The sequence below is a fragment of the Georhizobium profundi genome (genome assembly GCF_003952725.1).
GTDB classification, from domain to species: domain Bacteria; phylum Pseudomonadota; class Alphaproteobacteria; order Rhizobiales; family Rhizobiaceae; genus Georhizobium; species Georhizobium profundi.
Genome location: NZ_CP032509.1, coordinates 555,215 through 574,927 on the forward strand (window position 1 = coordinate 555,215; position 19,713 = coordinate 574,927).

The window sequence follows — 19,713 nt, forward strand, 5'->3', positions numbered from 1 at the left end:
GTTAGTGCCGGAAGTGGCGCACACCGGTGAAGACCATAGCGATGCCGGCCTCGTCGGCTGCGGCAATCACCTCGTCGTCGCGCATGGAGCCGCCCGGCTGGATCACGGCCGTTGCACCGGCTTCGATCGCCGTCAGCAGACCATCGGCGAAGGGGAAGAAGGCATCTGACGCCACTACCGAACCACGGGTCAGCGGCTCGGGCAGGCCAAGCACTTCGGCGGCATCAATGGCTTTGCGAGCGGCGATGCGCGCGGAGTCGACGCGGCTCATCTGACCCGCACCGATGCCGACGGTCGCGCCGTGCTTTGCATAGACGATTGCATTCGATTTCACGTGCTTGGCCACCCGGAAGGCGAAGCGCAGATCGGCCAATTCGGTTTCGCTCGGTGCCCGCTTGGTGACGATCTTGAGGTCCATTTGATCGACAAGCGCATTGTCGCGGTTCTGGACGAGCAGACCACCGGCTACGGATCGAACCGTCATGCCGGCAGCGGCAGGATCGGCCAGCGCGCCGGTTGTCATGAGCCGCAGGTTCTTCTTTGCGGCGACGATCGCCATCGCTTCTTCCGTGGCGGATGGCGCGATGATCACCTCGATGAAGATCTCCGTAATCGCGCGGGCAGCTTCCGCATCGAGCTCGGTGTTGAGCGCGACGATGCCGCCGAATGCCGATGTCTGGTCGCAGACGAGCGCCTTTCGGTAGGCTTCCAGCGCTGACGGACCGACGGCCACGCCGCACGGGTTGGCGTGCTTGATGATCGCGCAGGCCGGGCCGGACGCAGCGGCGAACTCGCTGACGAGCTCGAAGGCAGCATCGGTATCGTTGATGTTGTTGTAGGAGAGCGCCTTGCCCTGGTGCAGCGTCGCGGTAGCAACGCCGGGGCGGTGCTCGCCGGTGACGTAGAAGCCAGCCTGCTGGTGCGGGTTCTCGCCGTAGCGCATGACGGTCTTCAACTTCCCGGCAAACGACCGGTGGCGCGGGGCAGGGAGGTCGAGGGCCTCAGCGAACCAGCCCGAGATCGCCGCATCATAGGCGGCGGTGCGGGCATAGGCCTTGGCTGCGAGTTCCTTGCGGGCAGCAAGCGGCAGCGCGCCGGAGTGTGCCTCCAGGCCTTCCAGAACTGCGCCATAGTCTTCCGGGTCGGTGACGATCGTCACATAGGCATGGTTCTTCGCCGCGGCGCGGATCATGGCGGGGCCGCCGATGTCGATGTTCTCGACGCTCGTCTCGTAATCGGCGCCCTTCGCGCGCACCTCTTCGAACGGATAGAGGTTGATCACGGCCAGATCGATCGGAACGATGCCATGCTTTTGCATCGCCTCGGCGTGCTCGGCGTCGTCACGGATCGCCAGAAGTCCGCCATGCACGCCGGGATGCAGCGTCTTCACGCGGCCGTCCATGATTTCCGGAAAGCCGGTGACATCGGACACGTCGCGCACGGGCAGACCAGCCTCTGCGATCGCACGGGCCGTTCCCCCCGTCGACAGCAGTTCGACGCCGAGTTTCGAGAGCGCGGTCGCAAATTCGATCAGGCCCTGCTTGTCGGAGACCGACAGCAATGCGCGACGAATGGTGACGAGGTCCGGCGCCGGAACGCGCTTCGATGAAACGGCCATTTTGATCAATCCCCTTGGAGCCGGAACGCGGGAGGGTCTTCCGGCGAATTCGGGGGTCGCCTAGCACAGCATGGCGCGAGAGGAAACGCTTTGGCGGCAGCCGGCGGTCAAACCAGCCGGGTCATCGTCCATTGAACTTCAGGTGTTTGGCCAAGCCGCATCGTGACAGTGATCTGGGACGAGCGTCGCGGACCGGTGATGTCGGCGAGATAGATGCTGTCTTCGACCGCAGGTTTCGTTTCCACGCATTCGAACGTCCAGCGTTCTCCGTCGGGTGCCGTCAGGAGAACGTTGCCGCTCGACGCCTGGTTGATCGCAATCTTCGGATGGATGTGGAAGCGTGCGACCGCTACACGCTTGTCGGACGGCTCCGGATCCTTGTCGCCGCGCCGCAGAATACGATCGCGGCCGACAATCCGCGCGCCGTCCGGCGAGAGGCGGATTTCCCGCTCGTGATAAAGGCCGAACCGGGCGAGATAGCCATCATGCCGGGCAACGAAGCCCTGGTTGCCCGTGTCGCTGTCGATGCGCTCCAGCGAGACGGTGCGGATGCCGCCGATCATGATGGGTCCAAGAAAGCGCGACTGCGACTGCCGGCTGGAGGAGGTGTCCTGAACGACAACAGTCGAATGCGCAGCGGTGGAGCGCGCCAGCGACTGGAATTCGCGGCTTGCCGCAACGGGCATGCCGGAATTGACGATGAAGCGGTTGCGGCCGGATGACATTTCGAAGGCGAGACAGCCCGCGTGCGCCCGTGTCGACAGGATGCCGGGCGGTGGGCTGCCCGTATCGGCGATGACGACCGTCGGTCCGCATTCGAGACGCTGGTAACCGAGATGCGGCGCGGCCTTGAAGGTACGGCCGGTGCTTTCGTCATAGCGCAATACGCACAGCAATCGGTCGGCGGACACCGATGTCGCGCCGTTGAAGAGTGCCAGCTCGCCATTCGAGTGCCGGAAAAAACGCAGTGCCGGAAACATGCGGTCGATCGCGGGGATCAGCTTCTTCGGCAAAGTCTGGCCGAGATTGATGTAGGTCTGGCGCAGCGGCAGCAGGTCGCACAGCAGGTCGAGCGCGACTTCGGGCGAGCGCGAGACATGCCCGCCATCGGCGAGGATCTGCCAGTCGAGTTCGAGGTCGAGGTTTTTTGCCGCTGTCCGGATGGCGGCGGGGCTTGCCGGCATCGCGAGTGTCGCCATCGCCAGGGCGATGCGCACCTTCAGGCGCGTTTCGCCATTCGGCGTGGTCGGCGCGATATGGCGCAGATAGCGGACCTGGAACGCGAGGCTTTTCAGGAAGCGCCGGTAGAAGCCGTGATCGGACCCTTTGAGAACCACGGTGGAATGGGACATCCAGGCGAGCACACGCTCGGCCATGATCTCCGGCCGCCAGCCGGCGCCATCGACCCGCCGTCCATGGATCGTGATCCACTCGTCGACCAACGCGCGCGCGTTGGAGAAGGCAAGCTCGGTGTTGGCGGCACGCAGATGCCGAAGCCAGCGGAACGAATGCAGCCGCTCGGCGAATTCTTCCGACGGAAGGTCCACGATAAAGGGGGAGTCGCCGTAGGTCTCGAAGACCTGACCTGCCAAGGGGAACCGGCCTGCGTAAATTTCGTCTGCGATGTGGCGGTCTGCCATGCGCAGATCGGTCGGCGCAACGATCAGCCGATCGGGAGTCATGCCGGCAAAACGGAATGCGGTCACCCTGCCGAGGGCGACGCGCCGGTAAAAGCGACGCCAGACCTCCTCAGCGTAGAGACGCAGCGAACGCCGCGTGTCTGAAAGTGCCAATGTCAAATCGACCCCGTGACCCTTGCATCAGGCCGGATTGGCCAAGTGATTCTCATGCATAGCGAGTCTGAGGGCAATTCGTTAAAACAAATGACAAAATTGCCGGAGATCGGCGGCGCAGATGGTCAAATTCAGCGACGACGCAGGATTGCGGCGAAAAATCCGTCGAGGCCGGACGTTTCCGGCGTGTCGCCCTGCATCATGGCTGGGGTCGTTCGGAAAAAGCCTTCCTTCGTGATCGCTTCCTCGAGACCCGGCCAGTCGGTCGGGTCGACCGCGACCAGTTCCACATCGTCGCGCTTGGCGAGGCAGGCCTTCATCAGTGTCTCGCCCTCGGACGGGTCGAGCGAGCAATTGGCGAAGACAAGTTTGCCGCCGGACTTTACGAGACCGATCGCCGCGTCGAGCAGGTCGGCCTGCAGGGATGCGAGTTTGGCGACGTCTTCGGCCGACTTCGTCCACGGCACGTCGGGATGGCGGCGGATCGTGCCGGTGGACGAGCAAGGCGTATCGAGGAGCACTGCATCGAATGTTCGATTGCCGGCTGTCTTGCGAAAATCGCCCACGATCGTTTCGACCTTCAAGCCTAACCGATCCATGTTTTCGCCAAGACGGCGCAAGCGATTGGCAGAGAGATCGAACGCCGTGACCTTGCCGCCGCCGGCTGCAAGCTGCGCGGTCTTGCCGCCCGGGGCTGCGCAGAGGTCGGCGACCGCAAGGCCTTCGATATCGCCGAAGAGCCGAGCGGGGATGGATGCGGCCGCATCCTGAACCCACCAGGCGCCTTCATCGAAGCCTTCAAGCTCAGGGATCGCACCGTGGGCTGCGGGGAGTCGAACGCTGCCGGTGGCAACGACGATGCCGCCGAGGCGCTCGGCCCAACCTGCCGCATCGGATTTCACCGTCAGGTCGAGCGGTGGAGCAAACCGGTGCGCGTCCAAAATGCGCCTGGCATGCTCTTTTCCATAGTGGCTTTGCAGCATGTCGACCAACCAGGGCGGACCGCCCGCCGCCTGGTCCTTGACCTGCTCGAGCACGGCCTGTCCTTCACGCGACAGGCGGCGGAGGACGGCGTTCGCGAGGTTTGCGAAGCGGCGGCTGCGGGGGTCCGCATGAGTCTGTTCCACCGCGAGATCGACGGCGGCACGATCGGGAATGTCCAGGAAGAGAATCTGCGTGGCGGCTACGATCAGGATGTGACGCAGCGAGCGCGCACCATCGGGCAGCTTGCGATCGACCATCGCATCGATGGCCGCGTCGAGGACCGGCAGGTTGCGCAGCGCGGTCAGCAGGATGGCGCGCACAAGCGACTGATCGGCCGGCGGCAGGGCGCGATAGGTCGCGTTGCCGTTTTCAGGCTCGAGCAAACCATCAAGCGAGATCGCGCGATCGATCACTGCGCCCAGCAGACGCGTCGCGGCCTGGCGCGTTGCGAGACCGGGTTTCTGGTTCGAAGGCTGTGCGTGCGTCGACGTTTCCTGGCGTTTGAGCGGCTGGCCGGCCTTACCGGCGCTCAAGACCACGGACCTCTCGGCGTCGAGGACGGCCCGTTATCCCATGGTCCGCGGCGGGCGCTTTGCATGGTTGCCTGGGCCGGCGCGCTGCCACCCATCTCCTGATGCAGCTGCTCCAGCGCTGCGATGCGGTTTTCCGTAGCCGGGTGGGTCGAGAACAGGCCGTCCATGCGCTGGCCGTTCAGCGGATTGATGATGAACATATGCGCGGTGGCCGGGTTGCGCTCGGCGTCTTCGTTGACGACGCGCTTTGCACCACCGGCGATCTTGCGCAGGGCAGAGGCGAGCCACAGCGGATTGCCGCAGATTTCGGCGCCGCGCTTGTCGGCGGAGTATTCGCGGGTACGGCTGATTGCCATCTGCACCAGCATCGCAGCGAAGGGCGCGACGATCATGGCCAGCAGCACGCCGATGATACCGAGCGGGTTGTTGCGGTTGTTGCCGAAGAAGAACGCGAAATTGCCCAGCATGGAAATCGCGCCGGCGAGCGTCGCGGTGATGGTCATGATGAGTGTGTCGCGGTTCTGCACATGGGCAAGCTCATGCGCCATGACGGCTGCCACTTCCTCATGCGATAGGCTGTTGAGCAGCCCGGTGGTTGCCGCGACGGCGGCGTTTTCGGGGTTTCGGCCCGTGGCGAAGGCGTTAGGCTGCGGGTTGTTGATCACGTAGACCTTCGGCATCGGAAGGCCCGCATTTTCGGCAAGCCCCGCGACCATGCCGTAGAACTCCGGAGCCGTACGCTCATCGACCTCCTGAGCGTGGTGCATGCGCAGCACCATCTTGTCGGAGTTCCAGTAGGCGAAAAGGTTCATGCCCATGGCAACGACCAGCGCGATCAGCATGCCGTTCGTGCCGCCGATCAGAAGCCCGACGCCCATGAACAGCGCAGTCATGAAGGCAATCAGCATCGCGGTACGAACAAGGTTCATCGTTATCGGCTCCGTTTGCTGCCGGCTCGCCGGGCTTTTCCCGGGCGTCAGGCGCCTCTATATGTGAGGAGCCGGCCAAGTCACGTCAATATTCTCAGCATGAAAGCCGAATGATGACCGAATCCGCTGAAAATCATGAAGTTGCTGCAGAGCAGATCATGCCGAAGGAAGAGCGTCGGCCGCTCACGGAAGCGGCCAAGCGCGCTCTTGCCGAAGCGGAGGAACGCCGGGCGAAGGCGCGTGAACTGCAACAGCCTCGCGAAATTGGCGGACGCGGTGGCCTCGATCCGGCGCGTTTCGGCGATTGGGAGATCGATGGCCGGGCGATCGATTTCTAGATCTCTCTCGATATTTCAAATTGTCGCAAAAGCATTGCCGCCCCACTAAGCTTGTGAAGCGAAGCTCAGGCGCCGTTACATCTCGCTTAACCTTGCTTGCCCGAGGATAGCGTTCGATCACGGGACAGTTGGGCAGCGCCAAATCAGCTGTGTTCCGATGGTCGACGGATTATCTCGGAGCAGCGCCGATGCTGAACTTGCTTTCTCACTATCGCCGGTTTGCCAAGGACGAAGCGGGCAACATTGCGATCATGTTCGGCTTGACTGCCGTCGTGCTTCTCACGGCAGGCGGGCTCGCCGTCGAGGTCTCCCGCGCGATGACGGAGCGCAGTTCCATGGCGAACGCGCTGGATGCGGCGGTGCTTGCAACGGCCCGGTCGATCTCGCTTGGCGAGATCACCCGCGCCGAAGCCGAAAATTACATGAACGCGATGTTCGCCGCCAATTTGAACGTTTCGGCCGAGGAGGTCGCCGGCTACCGGATCGAGAATATCCAGTTCAACGAAACAACGAAGACGCTGTCGGCCAATGGCACGCGCGACTTTGATACGATGTTTCGCTTCTTCGGCGAGAACAATGCACTGACGCTGCGCACCAATTCCGCAGCACTCTACGGCACGACCTATGTGGAAGTGGCGATGACGTTTGACGTCACCGGCTCCATGGGAGGCGCACGGCTGCGCGACCTCAAGAAGGCGGCAACAGAGGGCGTGACGCTTCTCTTAGGTGATGGAGAAAGCGAGACGGTTCGCGTCAGTTCGGTGCCTTACGCCGAGGCGGTCAATGCGGGCAGTCTGGCGCGGTATGTCTTTCCGGACGATGGAGGAGCCAACACGGCACCGCTGCGGTTCGGTGATTTCACGACGATGATCGAAAGCGGGCAGCGTCCCGCCGGACTCTCGCCTTCTGCGAACCTCTCGGGGTCTGGTCCTCTTGCAAAAGACACGTGCGCCACGGAGCGCAAGGGTGACTACGCGGTTATGCCGGATGGGCCGGATCGCGCCATGGTCAATCGCGACGACCGTCTTTCGTCGTGCCCGACCGTCGCGCTGATCCCGCTGACGAACGATAAAGACCGTCTGACGTCATCGATCGCAACCTTCACGGCCAAAGGAGTTACTGCCGGCCAGATCGGTATCCAATGGGCCTGGTACATGCTTGCGCCGGAATGGGCAGACTATCTTCCGGAAGGATCGAAGCCTCGTGATCCCGCGACCAGTTCGGACACGGTGAAGAAATACGCGATCATCATGACCGATGGCGAGTTCAACACCGCGTTCTCGGGATCCAACCGGCAGCTCCCGCAGGGCCCGCAGGAGCGTGAGGCTGTCCGCGCCACCAATCAGGCCCTGGCACTCTGCAAGGCGATGAAGGAAGATCGCATCACGGTCTTCACCATCGGCTTCGGGCTCCGCGACGGGACACGCGCCATGAACATGCTGCGCGATTGCGCAACCCCGCAGGATGGCGCCATCCAGTATTTCTACAGTGCCACGACGGGTGCTGACCTCACCGCCGCCTATACCGAGATCAGCCGCACCATTCAGTCGCTTCGTCTCGTCCGCTGACATCCGGCCAAAAAAGAACCGCCCCGATCGTGATCGGGGCGGTTCGGTTTGGCGTGACTCGCATCCGCCGCGGCGCCGTCGGCCAGCCTATGGTCCGGCCGGCACCGCTTATGTCCTGCCGATCAACGGGAAGGCTGCTCCCCGTGGCGACGATCCACCAAAGCCTCGCGACGGATACCAAAATCACTCGACATCGGATCACCTCCTTTCGTTTCGTTGCACATGAAAAGGAATATGGGTCGCTTCCGCTCCCGTGGCAATGGCCCTTGTCGAAGGAACCTTTATCGCGGGTCGCCATTTCGCCGCGGTTGCTTTCCATGGTCCTTGCGGGCGAGACGAAAGCCCGGGGCGCGTGCATGGAGTGGCTTATCGGATGAAGAACAAGGTCGAGGACTGGCTGGAGCGGCTTGCGCGTTCACGCCACGAGAAAACGCTGCTCTTCGGGGCCTCTTTCGCCGAAACGGTCATCGTTCCGATCCCGATCGAGCTGATTCTCGTGCCCTATATGGCGATCCATCGCGCGCGCATGTTCTGGCTCGCCACCATCGTGCTGGCCGGATGTCTCGCGGGGGCGCTTTTTGGCTATCTCCTCGGCTATCTCTTCTTCGAGACAGCCGGCCGCTGGGCTATCGAAACCTTCGGCTGGCAGGCCGGCTACGCCGAGTTTCTCGAGCTTTTCCAGAACCACGGCTTCTGGGCGATCATCGCCGTCGGCATCATCCCCATCCCATTCCAGATCGGGATGCTGACGGCAGGCGCTGCGGGCTACTCGCTGCCGCTCTTTCTGCTGGCAGCGTTCATTGCGCGCGGTGTGCGCTATTACGGTCTGGCCCTTATCGTCTATCTGGTCGGCGAGCACGTGATCGATGCATGGCGCCACAACCGACGCGCCTTGCTGGTCGGTTGTGGCGTTGCTGCAGGCCTGCTCTTAGCCGGCTATTACGGCTACAAGCTTTGGTGGTAGCCGGATTCCGGAAAGCCTGACGGATCAGACCTTCCGGTTTTCGCGGTGCTCGATCAAATCGTCGACGACGGCCGGATCGGCGAGCGTCGACGTGTCGCCGAGCGCACCGAAATCGTCCTCGGCGATCTTGCGGAGAATACGGCGCATGATCTTGCCCGAGCGGGTCTTGGGCAGGCCCGGCGCGAACTGGATCTTGTCTGGTGACGCGATCGGCCCGATCTCGTTGCGCACGTGCTTGACGAGATCCTTCTTCAGCTCATCGCTCGGCTCCACGCCGCCCATGAGGGTCACGTAGCAATAGATGCCCTGGCCCTTCACGTCGTGCGGATAGCCGACGACCGCCGCTTCGGACACGGATTCATGCGCAACCAGCGCCGATTCCACTTCGGCGGTGCCCATGCGGTGGCCGGAGACGTTGATCACGTCGTCGACGCGGCCGGTAATCCAGTAATAGCCGTCGGCATCGCGGCGGCAGCCGTCACCGGTGAAGTACTTGCCCTTGTAGGCGGAGAAGTAGGTCTGGATGAAACGCTCGTGGTCGCCATAGACCGTGCGCATCTGACCCGGCCATGAATCGGCGATGCAGAGATTTCCGTCCGTCGCGCCTTCCAGGACCTTGCCCTCGGCATCGACGAGCTCGGGCTTGACGCCGAAGAAGGGCAGGGTCGCCGAACCCGGCTTGAGGTCGATCGCGCCGGGCAGCGGCGTGATGAGAATGCCGCCGGTTTCGGTCTGCCACCAGGTGTCCACGATGGGGCAGCGCTTGTCGCCGACAATGTTGTAGTACCACTCCCAGGCTTCGGGGTTGATCGGCTCGCCGACCGAGCCCAGCGTGCGCAGCGACTCGCGCGACGTCTTCGTAACATGGTCGTTTCCGGCGCCCATCAGCGCGCGGATCGCCGTCGGTGCGGTGTAGAAGATGTTGACCTGGTGTTTGTCGACCACCTCCCAGAAGCGGGCGGGCGACGGGTAGTTCGGCACGCCTTCGAACATCAGCGTCGTCGCGCCGTTCGCGAGCGGGCCGTAGACGATGTAGGAGTGACCGGTGACCCAGCCCACGTCCGCCGTGCACCAGTAGATGTCGCCATCATGGTAGTCGAAGACGTATTCGTGAGTCATCGAGGCGTAGACGAGGTAGCCGCCCGTGGTGTGCAGCACGCCTTTGGGTTTGCCGGTGGAGCCAGACGTGTAGAGGATGAAAAGCGGGTCTTCCGCATTCATCTGTTCCGGTTCGCATGTCGCGGATGCCTTGGCGACGGCTTCCTCATAGGCGATGTCGCGGCCTTCGTGCCAGGCCACATCGGCGCCGGTGCGCTTGACGACCAGCACGTTGGCGACGTCTGCGCCCTGCTTCTTGGCAATCTCGATCGCCTTGTCGGTGTTGACCTTGAGCGGCACTTTCTTGCCGCCGCGCAGACCCTCGTCAGAGGTGATGATGAAGGTCGAGGCGGCGTCGACGATGCGGCCGGCCAGTGCGTCGGGCGAGAAGCCGCCGAAGACGATCGAGTGGATCGCGCCGATGCGGGCACAGGCCAGCATCGCATAGGCCGCTTCCGCGATCATCGGCATGTAGATGGTGACGCGGTCGCCCTTCTTGACGCCATTGTCCTTCATGACGTTGGCGAGCCGGCAGACGGCGTCATGCAGTTCGCGATAGGTGATCTTCTTGTCGTCGGCCGGGTCGTCGCCTTCCCAGATGATCGCGACCTGATCGCCGCGCTTGTCCAGATGCCGGTCGATGCAGTTGTAGGAGACGTTGGTCAGGCCGTCTTCGAACCACTTGATGGAGACATCGCCCTCGAAGCTGGTGTTCTTGACCTTGGTGTAGGGCTTGAACCAGTCGATCCGCTTGCCGTGTTCGGACCAGAACGCTTCCGGATTGTCGATGCTCTCGGCGTACCATTGCTCATAGGTCGACCGGTTGATCTTGGCACGCGCTTCCGCATCCTGGGGTACTTTGTAGACGGCAGCGGACATGAACAATCCTCCTTGATCCTCGGCCATGCGCTCTCACGCATGTCGTCCTCCGGGCCGGACATGCCGACCTCTTCCTGGCGGCATTCATAACATCTCGAGGGCACCCGGCAATTAGACGAAGGGTTTGCGGCCGGATGGCGCAGCACAGGATCAATTGCAATCGCAGCCGAAGGCGCGTATAGACCTCGTCATTCCCGGAAATTGTGGTCAGTACACCCAATCCCGCGGCGCGTTCCCTGAAAAGAGCGCGGACGATAGAAGGATCACATCCATGGCTCAACAACTGCTCATGCCGAAAGCGACAGCCGTCTGGCTCGTCGACAACACGGCGCTCTCCTTCGACCAGATCGCCCAGTTCTGCAAGATGCACCCGCTGGAAATCAAGGCGATCGCCGATGGCGAATCGCACCAGGGCATCAAGGGACTCGATCCGGTCCAGACCGGCCAGCTTTCGCGCGAGGAAATCTCGAAGGCGGAAGCCGACCCGAACCACAAGCTGAAGCTCGCAGACCCCAAGGTTCGCGTTCCGGAAGCAAAGCGCAAGGGACCGCGTTACACGCCTGTGTCCAAGCGTCAGGATCGTCCGAACGCTATCTACTGGCTGGTGCGCAACCACCCGGAACTGAAGGATGCGCAGGTTTCGCGCCTCGTCGGCACGACGAAGTCGACGATCGAGCAGATCCGCAACCGCACTCACTGGAACTCGGCCAATCTGACGCCGATGGATCCGGTGACGCTTGGCCTGTGCACGCAGATCGATCTCGATCTCGAAATCGAACGCGCCAACAAAGGCCGTCCATTACCGTCTGCGGCAGCCGACGAGACCCTGGCGCCGACGAGCGAGACGGAAAAGCTGGGCTTCGGTGCCGGCAACGATCGCGAGGAAGAAGAGAAGGAAATCGACGCCGAGGCCGTCTTCGCCAAGCTGAAGTCGCTGAAGCGCGAGACCCCGGAAGAAGACGAAGAAGACGATTATCGCCGCTGATCGTCGGTCACGGACCACATAGAAACGCCCGGCCTCGTGCCGGGCGTTTTTCGTTATGAATCAATCTCGCGGCATGGAACCCTTGCATCGCATTCCCGAACGGTGAATCGGTTCCCACTTCACCTGGGAATGCTTCAGTCTTCCTTCGGCGTGACCGTATAGTTCAGCGGAAGGCGGCCGCCATCGGCGTAAATCGTCTGGCCGGTGATGTAGCTGGCATCGTCGGACGCCAGAAAGGCTGCGACAGACGCGATTTCGCTTGGATCGCCGATGCGGCCGAGCGGCGTGCGCGACAGGATGCGCTTCTTGGCTTCCTTGTCGTTGGCAACCGCAGACAGAAGATCCGTCATGATCGAACCTGGGCCAATCGCATTGGCGCGGATGCCGTAAGGCGCGAGCGATAGCGCCATCACCTTGGTGAGCTGGCTGACGCCGCCCTTGGACACCGAATAGGGCACCTGGTTGGGAATGGCGAAGGTGTCGTTGATGGACGACATGTTGACGATCACACCCGGCTTGCCGCCGGCTTTCACCCGCTCGACGAAGTGACGCGCAACGATCTGGCCGCAGAGAAATGCGCCTTTGAGGTTCACGCGTATGACGCGGTCAAAATCGGCTTCCTCGATATCGAGGAAATCGGCCGAGTGTACGATGCCGGCATTGTTGACGAGGATGTGGATGTCGTCGAACGCATCGAGCGTCGCGGCGACGAGATTGTGCACGTCGAGCCGCTCGGCCACGTCGGCTGCGACGAACCGGATCTCGCCGAGGCTCGACAGTTCCTGCTCGGCGGCGTGGCCGGCCTTCTCGTCGATATCGGCGATGACGACCTTTGCGCCGTCTGCCAGGAACCGCTTGGCGATCGCAAGGCCAATGCCCTTCGCGCCGCCGGTGATGATCGCGATCTTGCCGTCGAGGGCCATGGTCTCACTCCTTGACCTTAGAGCAATTTCGCTTTTCTTCGAATCGCGCAGTTGCTCTAAGGCATTTTTGTTTATCGCGTTTCCTGACGGTGAACCGGTACCCACTTCACCTGGAAACGCTCTGAAGTCGCGGACATTGGACCCGTCACGGCTTTGAGGTCAATTGCGGTCAGCCGTCATTTCCCTCACGAAATGCCTTGCCGACGCGATGCTCTTTCAGCACGGCCGCGATTTCGTCGAGGATCGCCGGATCGTCGATCGTGGCCGGGATCTTCCAGTCCTCGCCGTCGGCGATCTTCTGGAGCGTTGCGCGCAGGATCTTGCCAGAGCGCGTCTTGGGCAAACGTTTGACCTGGAAGGCGTTCTTGAACGCGGCCACCGGCCCGATGCGATCGCGCACGACTTTGACGACACCGGCGGCAATTTCCTCGGGTGATTGCTCGACGCCGTTGTTGGTAACGAAGAAACCGACCGGGATCTGGCCCTTCATGTCGTCCGCGATGCCGATGACCGCGCATTCGGCGACATCGGGGTGCGTTGCGATCGCCTCTTCCATGCCGCCGGTCGACAGCCGGTGGCCGGCGACATTGATGATGTCGTCGGTGCGGGCCATGATGAACAGGTAGCCGTCTTCGTCGATGTAGCCGGCGTCGGCGGTCTTGTAGAAGCCCGGGAACTCATCGAGATAGGCCTTGTGAAAGCGCTCCGGCGCGTGCCAGAGCGTCGGCAGGGCACCTGGCGGCAGCGGCAGTTTCACCACGACATTGCCGAGCGTGTTCGGTCCCAGTTGCCTGCCGGTGTCGTCGACGATTTGGACATCGTAGCCGGGCAGCGGCACGGAGGGTGAGCCCAGTTTCACGGGCAACTGGCCGAGGCCGACGGGGTTGCCAACCATCGGCCAGCCGCTCTCCGTTTGCCACCAATGGTCGATCACTGGAACTTTCAGCGCATTCTGGGCCCACTGGATCGTGTCCGGATCGGCGCGCTCGCCGGCAAGGAAGAGCGTGCGGAACTTGGACAAGTCGTAGCGGCCGACATGCTCGGCCTTCGGGTCGTCCTTGCGGATGGCGCGAAAGGCGGTCGGCGCCGTGAAGAGCGCGACCACGCCGTGCTCGGCAATCACGCGCCAGAACGTGCCGGCATCGGGTGTCCCGACCGGCTTGCCTTCAAAGAGAATGGTCGTGTTGCCGTGCAGCAGCGGCGCATAGACGATGTAGGAGTGGCCGACGACCCAGCCGATATCAGAGGCGGCCCAGAATACTTCGCCGGGCTTGACGCCGTAATGGGCGTGCATCGACCAGTGCAGCGCGACCATGTGGCCGCCATTGTCGCGCACGACACCCTTTGGCTGGCCGGTCGTGCCCGAGGTGTAGAGGATGTAGAGAGGGTCTGTCGCTTCGACCGGCACGCAGGGCACGGCCTCGGCGTTCGCCCGTGCGGTGGCCATCAGGCTTTCATAGTCGAAATCGCGGCCTTCGGTCAGTTCGCAGCTCAGCTCTCCGCGCTGGAGCACGATGCAGCTTTCCGGCTTTATGCGCGCCATGGCGATCGCGGCGTCGAGGAGCGGCTTGTAGGCGACGATGCGCCCGGGCTCGAGGCCGCAGGATGCGGTGATGACGAGCCTGGCTGCGCAATCGTCTATCCGCGTCGCCAGTTCGTTGGCGGCAAAGCCGCCGAAGACGACCGAGTGGACGAGACCGAGCCTTGCGCATGCGAGCATCGCCATCACGGCTTCCGGGACCATCGGCATGTAGATGATCACCCGATCGCCTGCCTTGAGGCCCCGGTCACGGATGATTGCTGCAAGCGCGGTGACCTCGGACAGCATCTGCGCATAGGTGATCGCGCGTTTGCGGCCGGTGATTGGGCTGTCGTAGATCAGTGCGTTCTGGCTGCCGCGACCGGCGGCAACGTGACGGTCGAGGCAGTTGTGGCAGGTGTTGGTGGTGCCGCCGACGAACCAGCGCCCATAGGCGCCGGCATCCGGATCGAATACTTTCTCCGGATCGCTGAACCAGTCGATGGCCGTGGCCGCATCGCCCCAGAATCCTTTGGGGTCGCTCTGCCAGCGCTGATAGACGGCGTGGTAGCTGCTGCTTTCGGCCATGATCGATCCTCCCGGGCGCGGGCGTTCCTCCCATCCGCGCATCCGCCAAGGATTAGCGAAGCACGAAGTTCACCGCAAACCCGACGATGGATCGAGCCGTCACGCCCCTGCCGGCTGGCGGCCCTGGGGAGCGACATCCGACAGCATGCCCGCCGCCACCGTCAGGCGCGACATGTCGAAGGCACTGTCCTCGGCCAGAGCCATGATCTGGTCGCGCAGGCGCTCCACGCGGATGCGATCGCTCGCGATCCACGCCTCGACGGGGTTCCTGTCGTCCGCAAAACCCGAAATCGCTGCGGTCGTGATGCTGCGTCGCGCCGCATGGATGGCATTGAGATTGCGGGCAAGCGCCAGCGTCGCGTAGCGATCGCGGTCATCAATGCGCAAGGCTGCCGCCTCGATGCGACCGATGCGGAAAATGTCGTTGACCGCGAAGAACTGGCGGGACGCCTTCTTGAGGTCGACGCCGCAGGCTCGCGCAATCTCCTCGATCTCCGGCACGAGCACGAGTGTCTGCAGCAGGGCTAGGTCGCGGGCGAGATCGGCGGGAGCGCCGATCTGCTCGAAACTCTCGCGCTGCCCGACGGTCTCCTCGCGCAGGAAGGGAGAGAGCGCCTGCTCGATCGTCGGTTTCAATGCGCGGGCAGCATCGCGGATTGCGGCAACCTTGTCGCTGAGCGGCTGGCTGCGATCCATGCCGCGCAGGATGCGCCCTGTAGCCATCGCCAGCGCGAAACTCACTGCTGCATAGAGCGTGTTCTGATCCTTGCCGTCGATCTTGCCGTCCAGCGCATCGATGCGGTCGTAAAGTGCCTCGAGTTCCAGCCCGTCGCGGGCAATGACGAAGGCGCGCACGACATCGCCCGGCATCGCACCACCGATATCCGCGAACATCGACACGAAGGCCGGGCCGCCGCGGTTGATCACGGCGTTCGCAAGCTCCGTCGCAACGATTTCCTCGTTGAGGCGATGCCCCGCGATCTCGTCGGCGAAGTCCCGCTGCATGCGTTTTGGGAAATAGGATTTCAGCGTTGGAATGAAATAGGCATCGGCGGGCAGGCTGCTTGCCATCAGGTCGTCGAAAAGGCCGATCTTCGCATAGGAGAGAAGCACGCCGATTTCCGGCCGCGTCAGCGGCTTGCCGTTGCGCTGGCGTTCTTCGAACAGCTGCCGGTCCGGCAATGTCTCCACCTTGCGATCGAGCCGACCGGCGCGTTCCATGCCGTCCATGAGTTCAGCAAGCTGCGGCGAGGCATCGGCGCCGGCGCGTTCCTGAAGCGAGATCGCGAGCGACTGCAGATAATTGTTTCGCAGCACCAGACGCGCGACGTCATCTGTCATGGAGACCAGCAGACGGTTGCGATCGGTGCGGGTCAGCTTCTCCTGCCGCATGGCCGACGCAAGCGCGATCTTGATGTTGACCTCGACGTCGGACGAATTGACGCCTGCGGAATTGTCGATGGCATCGGAGTTGCAGCGGCCACCAGCAAGCGCATAGGCGATGCGGCCGCGCTGCGTGACGCCGAGATTGGCGCCTTCGCCGATCACCTTGGCGCCGACCTCCGTTGCCGCGATGCGGATCGCATCATTGGCGCGGTCGCCCACATCCGCATCGTTTTCTTCGGCTGCTTTCACATAGGTGCCGATGCCGCCGAACCACAAGAGATCGACCTGTGCCTTCAGGATTGCCGTCATGATCTCCGGCGGCGAGGCGATGGTGGTCGCAAGGCCGATGGCGCGGGCGGCTTCCGGGGTCAGCTTCACCGACTTCTCGCTGCGGGAGACGATCATGCCGCCCTTGGAGAGGCGGGCGCGGTCGTAGTCCTGCCAGCTGGACCGCGACAGGTTGAAGAGACGCTGACGCTCGTTGAAGCTCGCCGCCGTGTCCGGATCCGGGTCGATGAAGATGTCGCGGTGGTCGAAGGCGGCGATCAGTCGGATGTGCTTGGATAGCAGCATGCCGTTGCCGAAGACGTCGCCGGACATGTCGCCGACACCTGCGACCGAAAACGGTGTCGACTGGATGTCGATGTTCATCTCGCGGAAATGGCGTTTGACCGTTTCCCAGGCGCCGCGCGCGGTGATGCCCATCTTCTTGTGGTCGTAGCCGGCGGAGCCGCCCGACGCGAAAGCGTCGTCGAGCCAGAAGCCCTGTTCCTGGCTGATCGCATTGGCCGTGTCCGAGAAGGTGGCCGTGCCCTTGTCGGCTGCGACGACGAAATAAGGATCGTCGCCATCGTGGCGGACCACGTCCTGGGGCGGCACGACGGCATCGCCGTCGATATTGTCGGTCACCGACAGAAGGGTGCGGATGAAGGTCTTGTAAGCGGACTTGCCCGCTTCGAAGATCGCATTGCGATCGCCCGTCTCCGGCAGGTGCTTCGGGAAGAAGCCGCCCTTTGCGCCAACCGGCACGATGACCGCGTTTTTCACCTGCTGCGCCTTCACGAGGCCGAGCACTTCGGTGCGGTAGTCTTCCGGACGGTCCGACCAGCGAAGGCCACCGCGTGCGACAGGCCCGAAGCGCATATGAACGCCTTCCACCTCCGACCCGTAGACGAAGATTTCGCGGAATGGTCGCGGCGCAGGGGCAGCATCGAGCGCGCGTGGATTGACCTTGAAGGCGAGCGTCCGGCGAGGCTCACCGTCCTCTTCGATCTGAAAGTAGTTGGTGCGCAGCGTCGCCATGATTGCGTTTTCGTAGCGGCGCAGGATACGGTCGTCCTCAAGCCGCGCGACGGCTTCCAGCGCCGTTGCGATCTTCTTGCGCAGGACAGCCACCTGCTTTTCGCGTCTATCGAGCGCCTGGTCGAGCGCAAAGCGTGCCTCGAAGAGCTGATAGAGCAGGGAGGCGATCTCGGGGTAGCGGCCGAGCGTACCGGCGATATAGGTCTGGGAATAGGCACTGCCGAGCTGTCGCAGATAGCGCGCATAGGCGCGCAGCACGACGACGCGGCGTGCATCGAGCCCGGCGCCAAGCACCAGCATGTTGAAGGCATCATTGTCGACGTCGCCGTGCCAGGCCTTCAGGAAAGCATTCTCGACCATGTCGAGGCGCTCGCCGGTCGGTGCCTGCCCACCGGCTGCGGGTGCGAGCTCCATCTCGTGAAGAACCACAAGCGCGGGCTCGGCCCCGTGGGCCTGGACGCGAACATCGAAGGTGCGCTCGCTGATCACGCGGAAACCAAGATTCTCCAGAAGCGGCACACGACGCGACAGCGCGACAGCCTCCTGCGCATGGAAGATCTTCAGCGTCATGCGGTCCGGATCGCCCTCGCGGCTCGCCATCAGGTCGATCGCGATGCCACCCGGCTTCGTGCACCTCAAGATGCGATCGAGATCGCCGAGCGCCTCGGAAGGGGTGAACCGTTCGCGGTAGGCCTGTGAGACGTCGAGCCTTGGAGCATCGGGTGCCTTCTCCATCGCGAACCGGTCTTCCCAGCGCGTGACGATGGTGCGGATATCCTGCTCGAGCTTGTCCTGCGCCACGCGAGGCGTCTTGCCGCCGCGGCGGCCGATGATGAAATGCACGCGGGCGAGATTGCCCTCGGGAAAGGCTGGATAATAGGCGGAAACGTGCCCGTCGAAGCGTTCGGCCAAGGCGGCGCCGATACGCTCGCGAACGTCGGAATCATACTGGTCGCGCGGAACGTAGACGATCACCGACACGAAGCGGTCGAACCGGTCGATGCGCGCAAGCACGCGCACGCGCGGACGGTCGGACAGCTCGTTGATCTGGACGCAGTAATCCACCAACGTATCGATATCGATCTGGAAGAGGTCGTCGCGCGGGTAGGATTCCAGCGTGTTGAAGAGCATTTTGCCCGAATGGCTTTCGGGGTCGAAGCCGAGCTTGTCGACGACTGCCTCGACCTTGGTGCGCAGGAGCGGAATTTCGGTGACCGAGCGGGTATAGGCGGTGGAGGTGAAGAGCCCGACGATGCGCAGCTCGCCGCTGACCTCGCCCGCCTCGTCGAAGAGCTTGACGCCGATATAGTCCATGTAGGCGCGGCGGTGCACCTGCGAGCGGGTGTTGGCCTTGGTGACGATCAGCCAGTCCGGGCCTTCCAGAAACGCCACGATTTCAGGCGTCGTCGTCACGTGATCCTTGCCCAGGCGCAGGACGCGCATGTCCGGATCGGCGAGGATGCCGATGCCGTCTTCGGCCGCGCGCTCCACCTTCGCCTCGCCGCTATCGGCGGAATAGACGTAGTCGCGCATGCCGAGGAAGGTGAAATTGCCTTCCCGTAGCCAGTCGAGGAAGGCGAGCGCTTCGCGTCGTTCGTCGGCCCTTGCCGTGGTCTTGGCGCGCTTCATGGTCGCCATGGCGCGCTCGAGCTTGTCGAGCATGGGGCGCCAATCGCCGACCGCAGCGTGAACCTGGTCCAGCACCTCACGCAAATTCGCGATCAACCGTTCCGCCTCAGCGGAGGAGAGGGCGGGCAGATGAACCTGTATATGGCTGACGCGCTTGTCCTGTGGGCAGTCGGACGTCCCGGTGACGAGCTGGATGCGGTCGAGGTTTCTCGTGTCGAGGATCGGGTGCACGGCAAGGAACAGCGTGCGATGGCTGGCCGCGACGGCGCCGATCACCGAGTCGTAGAGAAAGGGCATGTTGCGATCGGTGACGGAAAGCACCGATACGGCCTGGCCCTCGACGCTGAGGCCTTCCGGGTTCGCGATCGTGATCCGTGCCGCGTGATCCTCGAAAGCCGCGATCTCGCTTCGTGCATGGATCGCCATTGCTGCCAGATCCGCATCCGAATAATGCGCGAGATCGTCGCTTGCCGCGCGTCCGTAAAGCACGACCGGATCAATGAAAGGTTTCTCCTGCGCATCCAGGACGAGCTTGATCGCGGCGAGCTTGCGGTCGCGCTTCGGATTCTTGCGGAAGGCCAATTCGAATTCTCCCCAGATTCGGCAGTCGAGCGCGCGCCCTTGTGTTTGGCGGGAGCCTAGCAGATGAATTGTGCCGACAAAGTGTGAAGAGATGA

General features: G+C 63.1%; 12 protein-coding genes. 4 read left to right on the forward strand and 8 right to left on the reverse strand.

Features of this window, described 5'->3' with window-relative positions; genetic code table 11:
• Nucleotide 1: 1 nt before the first annotated feature.
• The 4 genes from purH to htpX form a co-directional block, all read right to left on the reverse strand.
• Entirely contained in the window at nt 2–1,618 is a 1,617-nt protein-coding gene (gene purH / locus D5400_RS02655) for a bifunctional phosphoribosylaminoimidazolecarboxamide formyltransferase/IMP cyclohydrolase (RefSeq protein ID WP_126007406.1), read from the reverse strand.
• A gap of 107 nt (nt 1,619–1,725) precedes the next feature.
• Nucleotides 1,726–3,411 (reverse strand): heparinase II/III family protein, encoded by a 1,686-nt coding sequence (locus D5400_RS02660; protein ID WP_126007408.1) that lies wholly within the window; start codon nt 3,409–3,411, stop codon nt 1,726–1,728.
• 131 nt (nt 3,412–3,542) lie between these two features.
• On the reverse strand, nt 3,543–4,934 hold the full coding sequence (locus D5400_RS02665; protein WP_126007410.1) for an RsmB/NOP family class I SAM-dependent RNA methyltransferase: 1,392 nt from the start codon (nt 4,932–4,934) through the stop codon (nt 3,543–3,545).
• Nucleotides 4,925–5,857: a zinc metalloprotease HtpX gene (gene htpX / locus D5400_RS02670; protein WP_126007412.1), complete on the reverse strand. Its 933-nt coding sequence runs from the start codon at nt 5,855–5,857 to the stop codon at nt 4,925–4,927. Before htpX ends, D5400_RS02665 begins: the two co-directional genes overlap by 10 nt.
• Before the next feature lie 113 nt (nt 5,858–5,970).
• On the opposite strand from htpX, the gene D5400_RS02675 reads away from it, so the two are divergent.
• From D5400_RS02675 to D5400_RS02685, 3 genes are all read left to right on the forward strand, one after another.
• Nucleotides 5,971–6,195, forward strand: a complete 225-nt coding sequence (locus tag D5400_RS02675) for a DUF1674 domain-containing protein (RefSeq protein WP_126012619.1) — start codon at nt 5,971–5,973, stop codon at nt 6,193–6,195.
• Nucleotides 6,196–6,383: 188 nt separating this feature from the next.
• Nucleotides 6,384–7,763 carry a TadE/TadG family type IV pilus assembly protein gene (locus D5400_RS02680; RefSeq protein WP_126007414.1) on the forward strand — a complete coding sequence of 460 codons (1,380 nt, stop codon included), beginning with the start codon at nt 6,384–6,386 and terminating at the stop codon, nt 7,761–7,763.
• Nucleotides 7,764–8,136: 373 nt separating this feature from the next.
• Entirely contained in the window at nt 8,137–8,727 is a 591-nt protein-coding gene (locus D5400_RS02685) for a YqaA family protein (RefSeq protein ID WP_205665506.1), read from the forward strand.
• A gap of 24 nt (nt 8,728–8,751) precedes the next feature.
• Here the strand turns inward: D5400_RS02685 and acs are convergent, their stop codons facing one another.
• Nucleotides 8,752–10,704 carry an acetate--CoA ligase gene (acs, locus tag D5400_RS02690; RefSeq protein WP_126007418.1) on the reverse strand — a complete coding sequence of 651 codons (1,953 nt, stop codon included), beginning with the start codon at nt 10,702–10,704 and terminating at the stop codon, nt 8,752–8,754.
• Between the two features lie 271 nt (nt 10,705–10,975).
• Here acs and D5400_RS02695 point away from each other — a divergent pair, with 271 nt between their 5' ends.
• Nucleotides 10,976–11,689, forward strand: a complete 714-nt coding sequence (locus D5400_RS02695) for a DUF1013 domain-containing protein (protein WP_126007420.1) — start codon at nt 10,976–10,978, stop codon at nt 11,687–11,689.
• Between the two features lie 134 nt (nt 11,690–11,823).
• Here the strand turns inward: D5400_RS02695 and D5400_RS02700 are convergent, their stop codons facing one another.
• The 3 genes from D5400_RS02700 to D5400_RS02710 form a co-directional block, all read right to left on the reverse strand.
• Nucleotides 11,824–12,612 (reverse strand): SDR family NAD(P)-dependent oxidoreductase, encoded by a 789-nt coding sequence (locus tag D5400_RS02700; protein ID WP_126007422.1) that lies wholly within the window; start codon nt 12,610–12,612, stop codon nt 11,824–11,826.
• 169 nt (nt 12,613–12,781) lie between these two features.
• The gene (locus tag D5400_RS02705; RefSeq protein WP_126007424.1) at nt 12,782–14,719 is read right to left on the reverse strand and encodes a propionyl-CoA synthetase; all 1,938 of its coding nucleotides are present in this window, start codon (nt 14,717–14,719) and stop codon (nt 12,782–12,784) included.
• Nucleotides 14,720–14,818: 99 nt separating this feature from the next.
• A complete protein-coding gene (locus D5400_RS02710) occupies nt 14,819–19,618 on the reverse strand; it encodes an NAD-glutamate dehydrogenase (RefSeq protein WP_126007426.1) in 4,800 nt (1,599 codons plus the stop codon).
• Nucleotides 19,619–19,713 lie beyond the last annotated feature (95 nt).

What these genes read in the sequence shown, in the direction of transcription:
- purH (WP_126007406.1), bottom strand. Translation starts at nt 1,618, where the DNA reads ATGGCCGTTTCATCGAAGCGCGTTCCGGCGCCGGACCTCGTCACCATT.
- htpX (WP_126007412.1), bottom strand. Translation starts at nt 5,857, where the DNA reads ATGAACCTTGTTCGTACCGCGATGCTGATTGCCTTCATGACTGCGCTG.
- D5400_RS02675 (WP_126012619.1), top strand. Translation starts at nt 5,971, where the DNA reads ATGACCGAATCCGCTGAAAATCATGAAGTTGCTGCAGAGCAGATCATG.
- D5400_RS02680 (WP_126007414.1), top strand. Translation starts at nt 6,384, where the DNA reads ATGCTGAACTTGCTTTCTCACTATCGCCGGTTTGCCAAGGACGAAGCG.
- D5400_RS02685 (WP_205665506.1), top strand. Translation starts at nt 8,137, where the DNA reads ATGAAGAACAAGGTCGAGGACTGGCTGGAGCGGCTTGCGCGTTCACGC.
- acs (WP_126007418.1), bottom strand. Translation starts at nt 10,704, where the DNA reads ATGTCCGCTGCCGTCTACAAAGTACCCCAGGATGCGGAAGCGCGTGCC.
- D5400_RS02695 (WP_126007420.1), top strand. Translation starts at nt 10,976, where the DNA reads ATGGCTCAACAACTGCTCATGCCGAAAGCGACAGCCGTCTGGCTCGTC.
- D5400_RS02700 (WP_126007422.1), bottom strand. Translation starts at nt 12,612, where the DNA reads ATGGCCCTCGACGGCAAGATCGCGATCATCACCGGCGGCGCGAAGGGC.
- D5400_RS02705 (WP_126007424.1), bottom strand. Translation starts at nt 14,719, where the DNA reads ATGGCCGAAAGCAGCAGCTACCACGCCGTCTATCAGCGCTGGCAGAGC.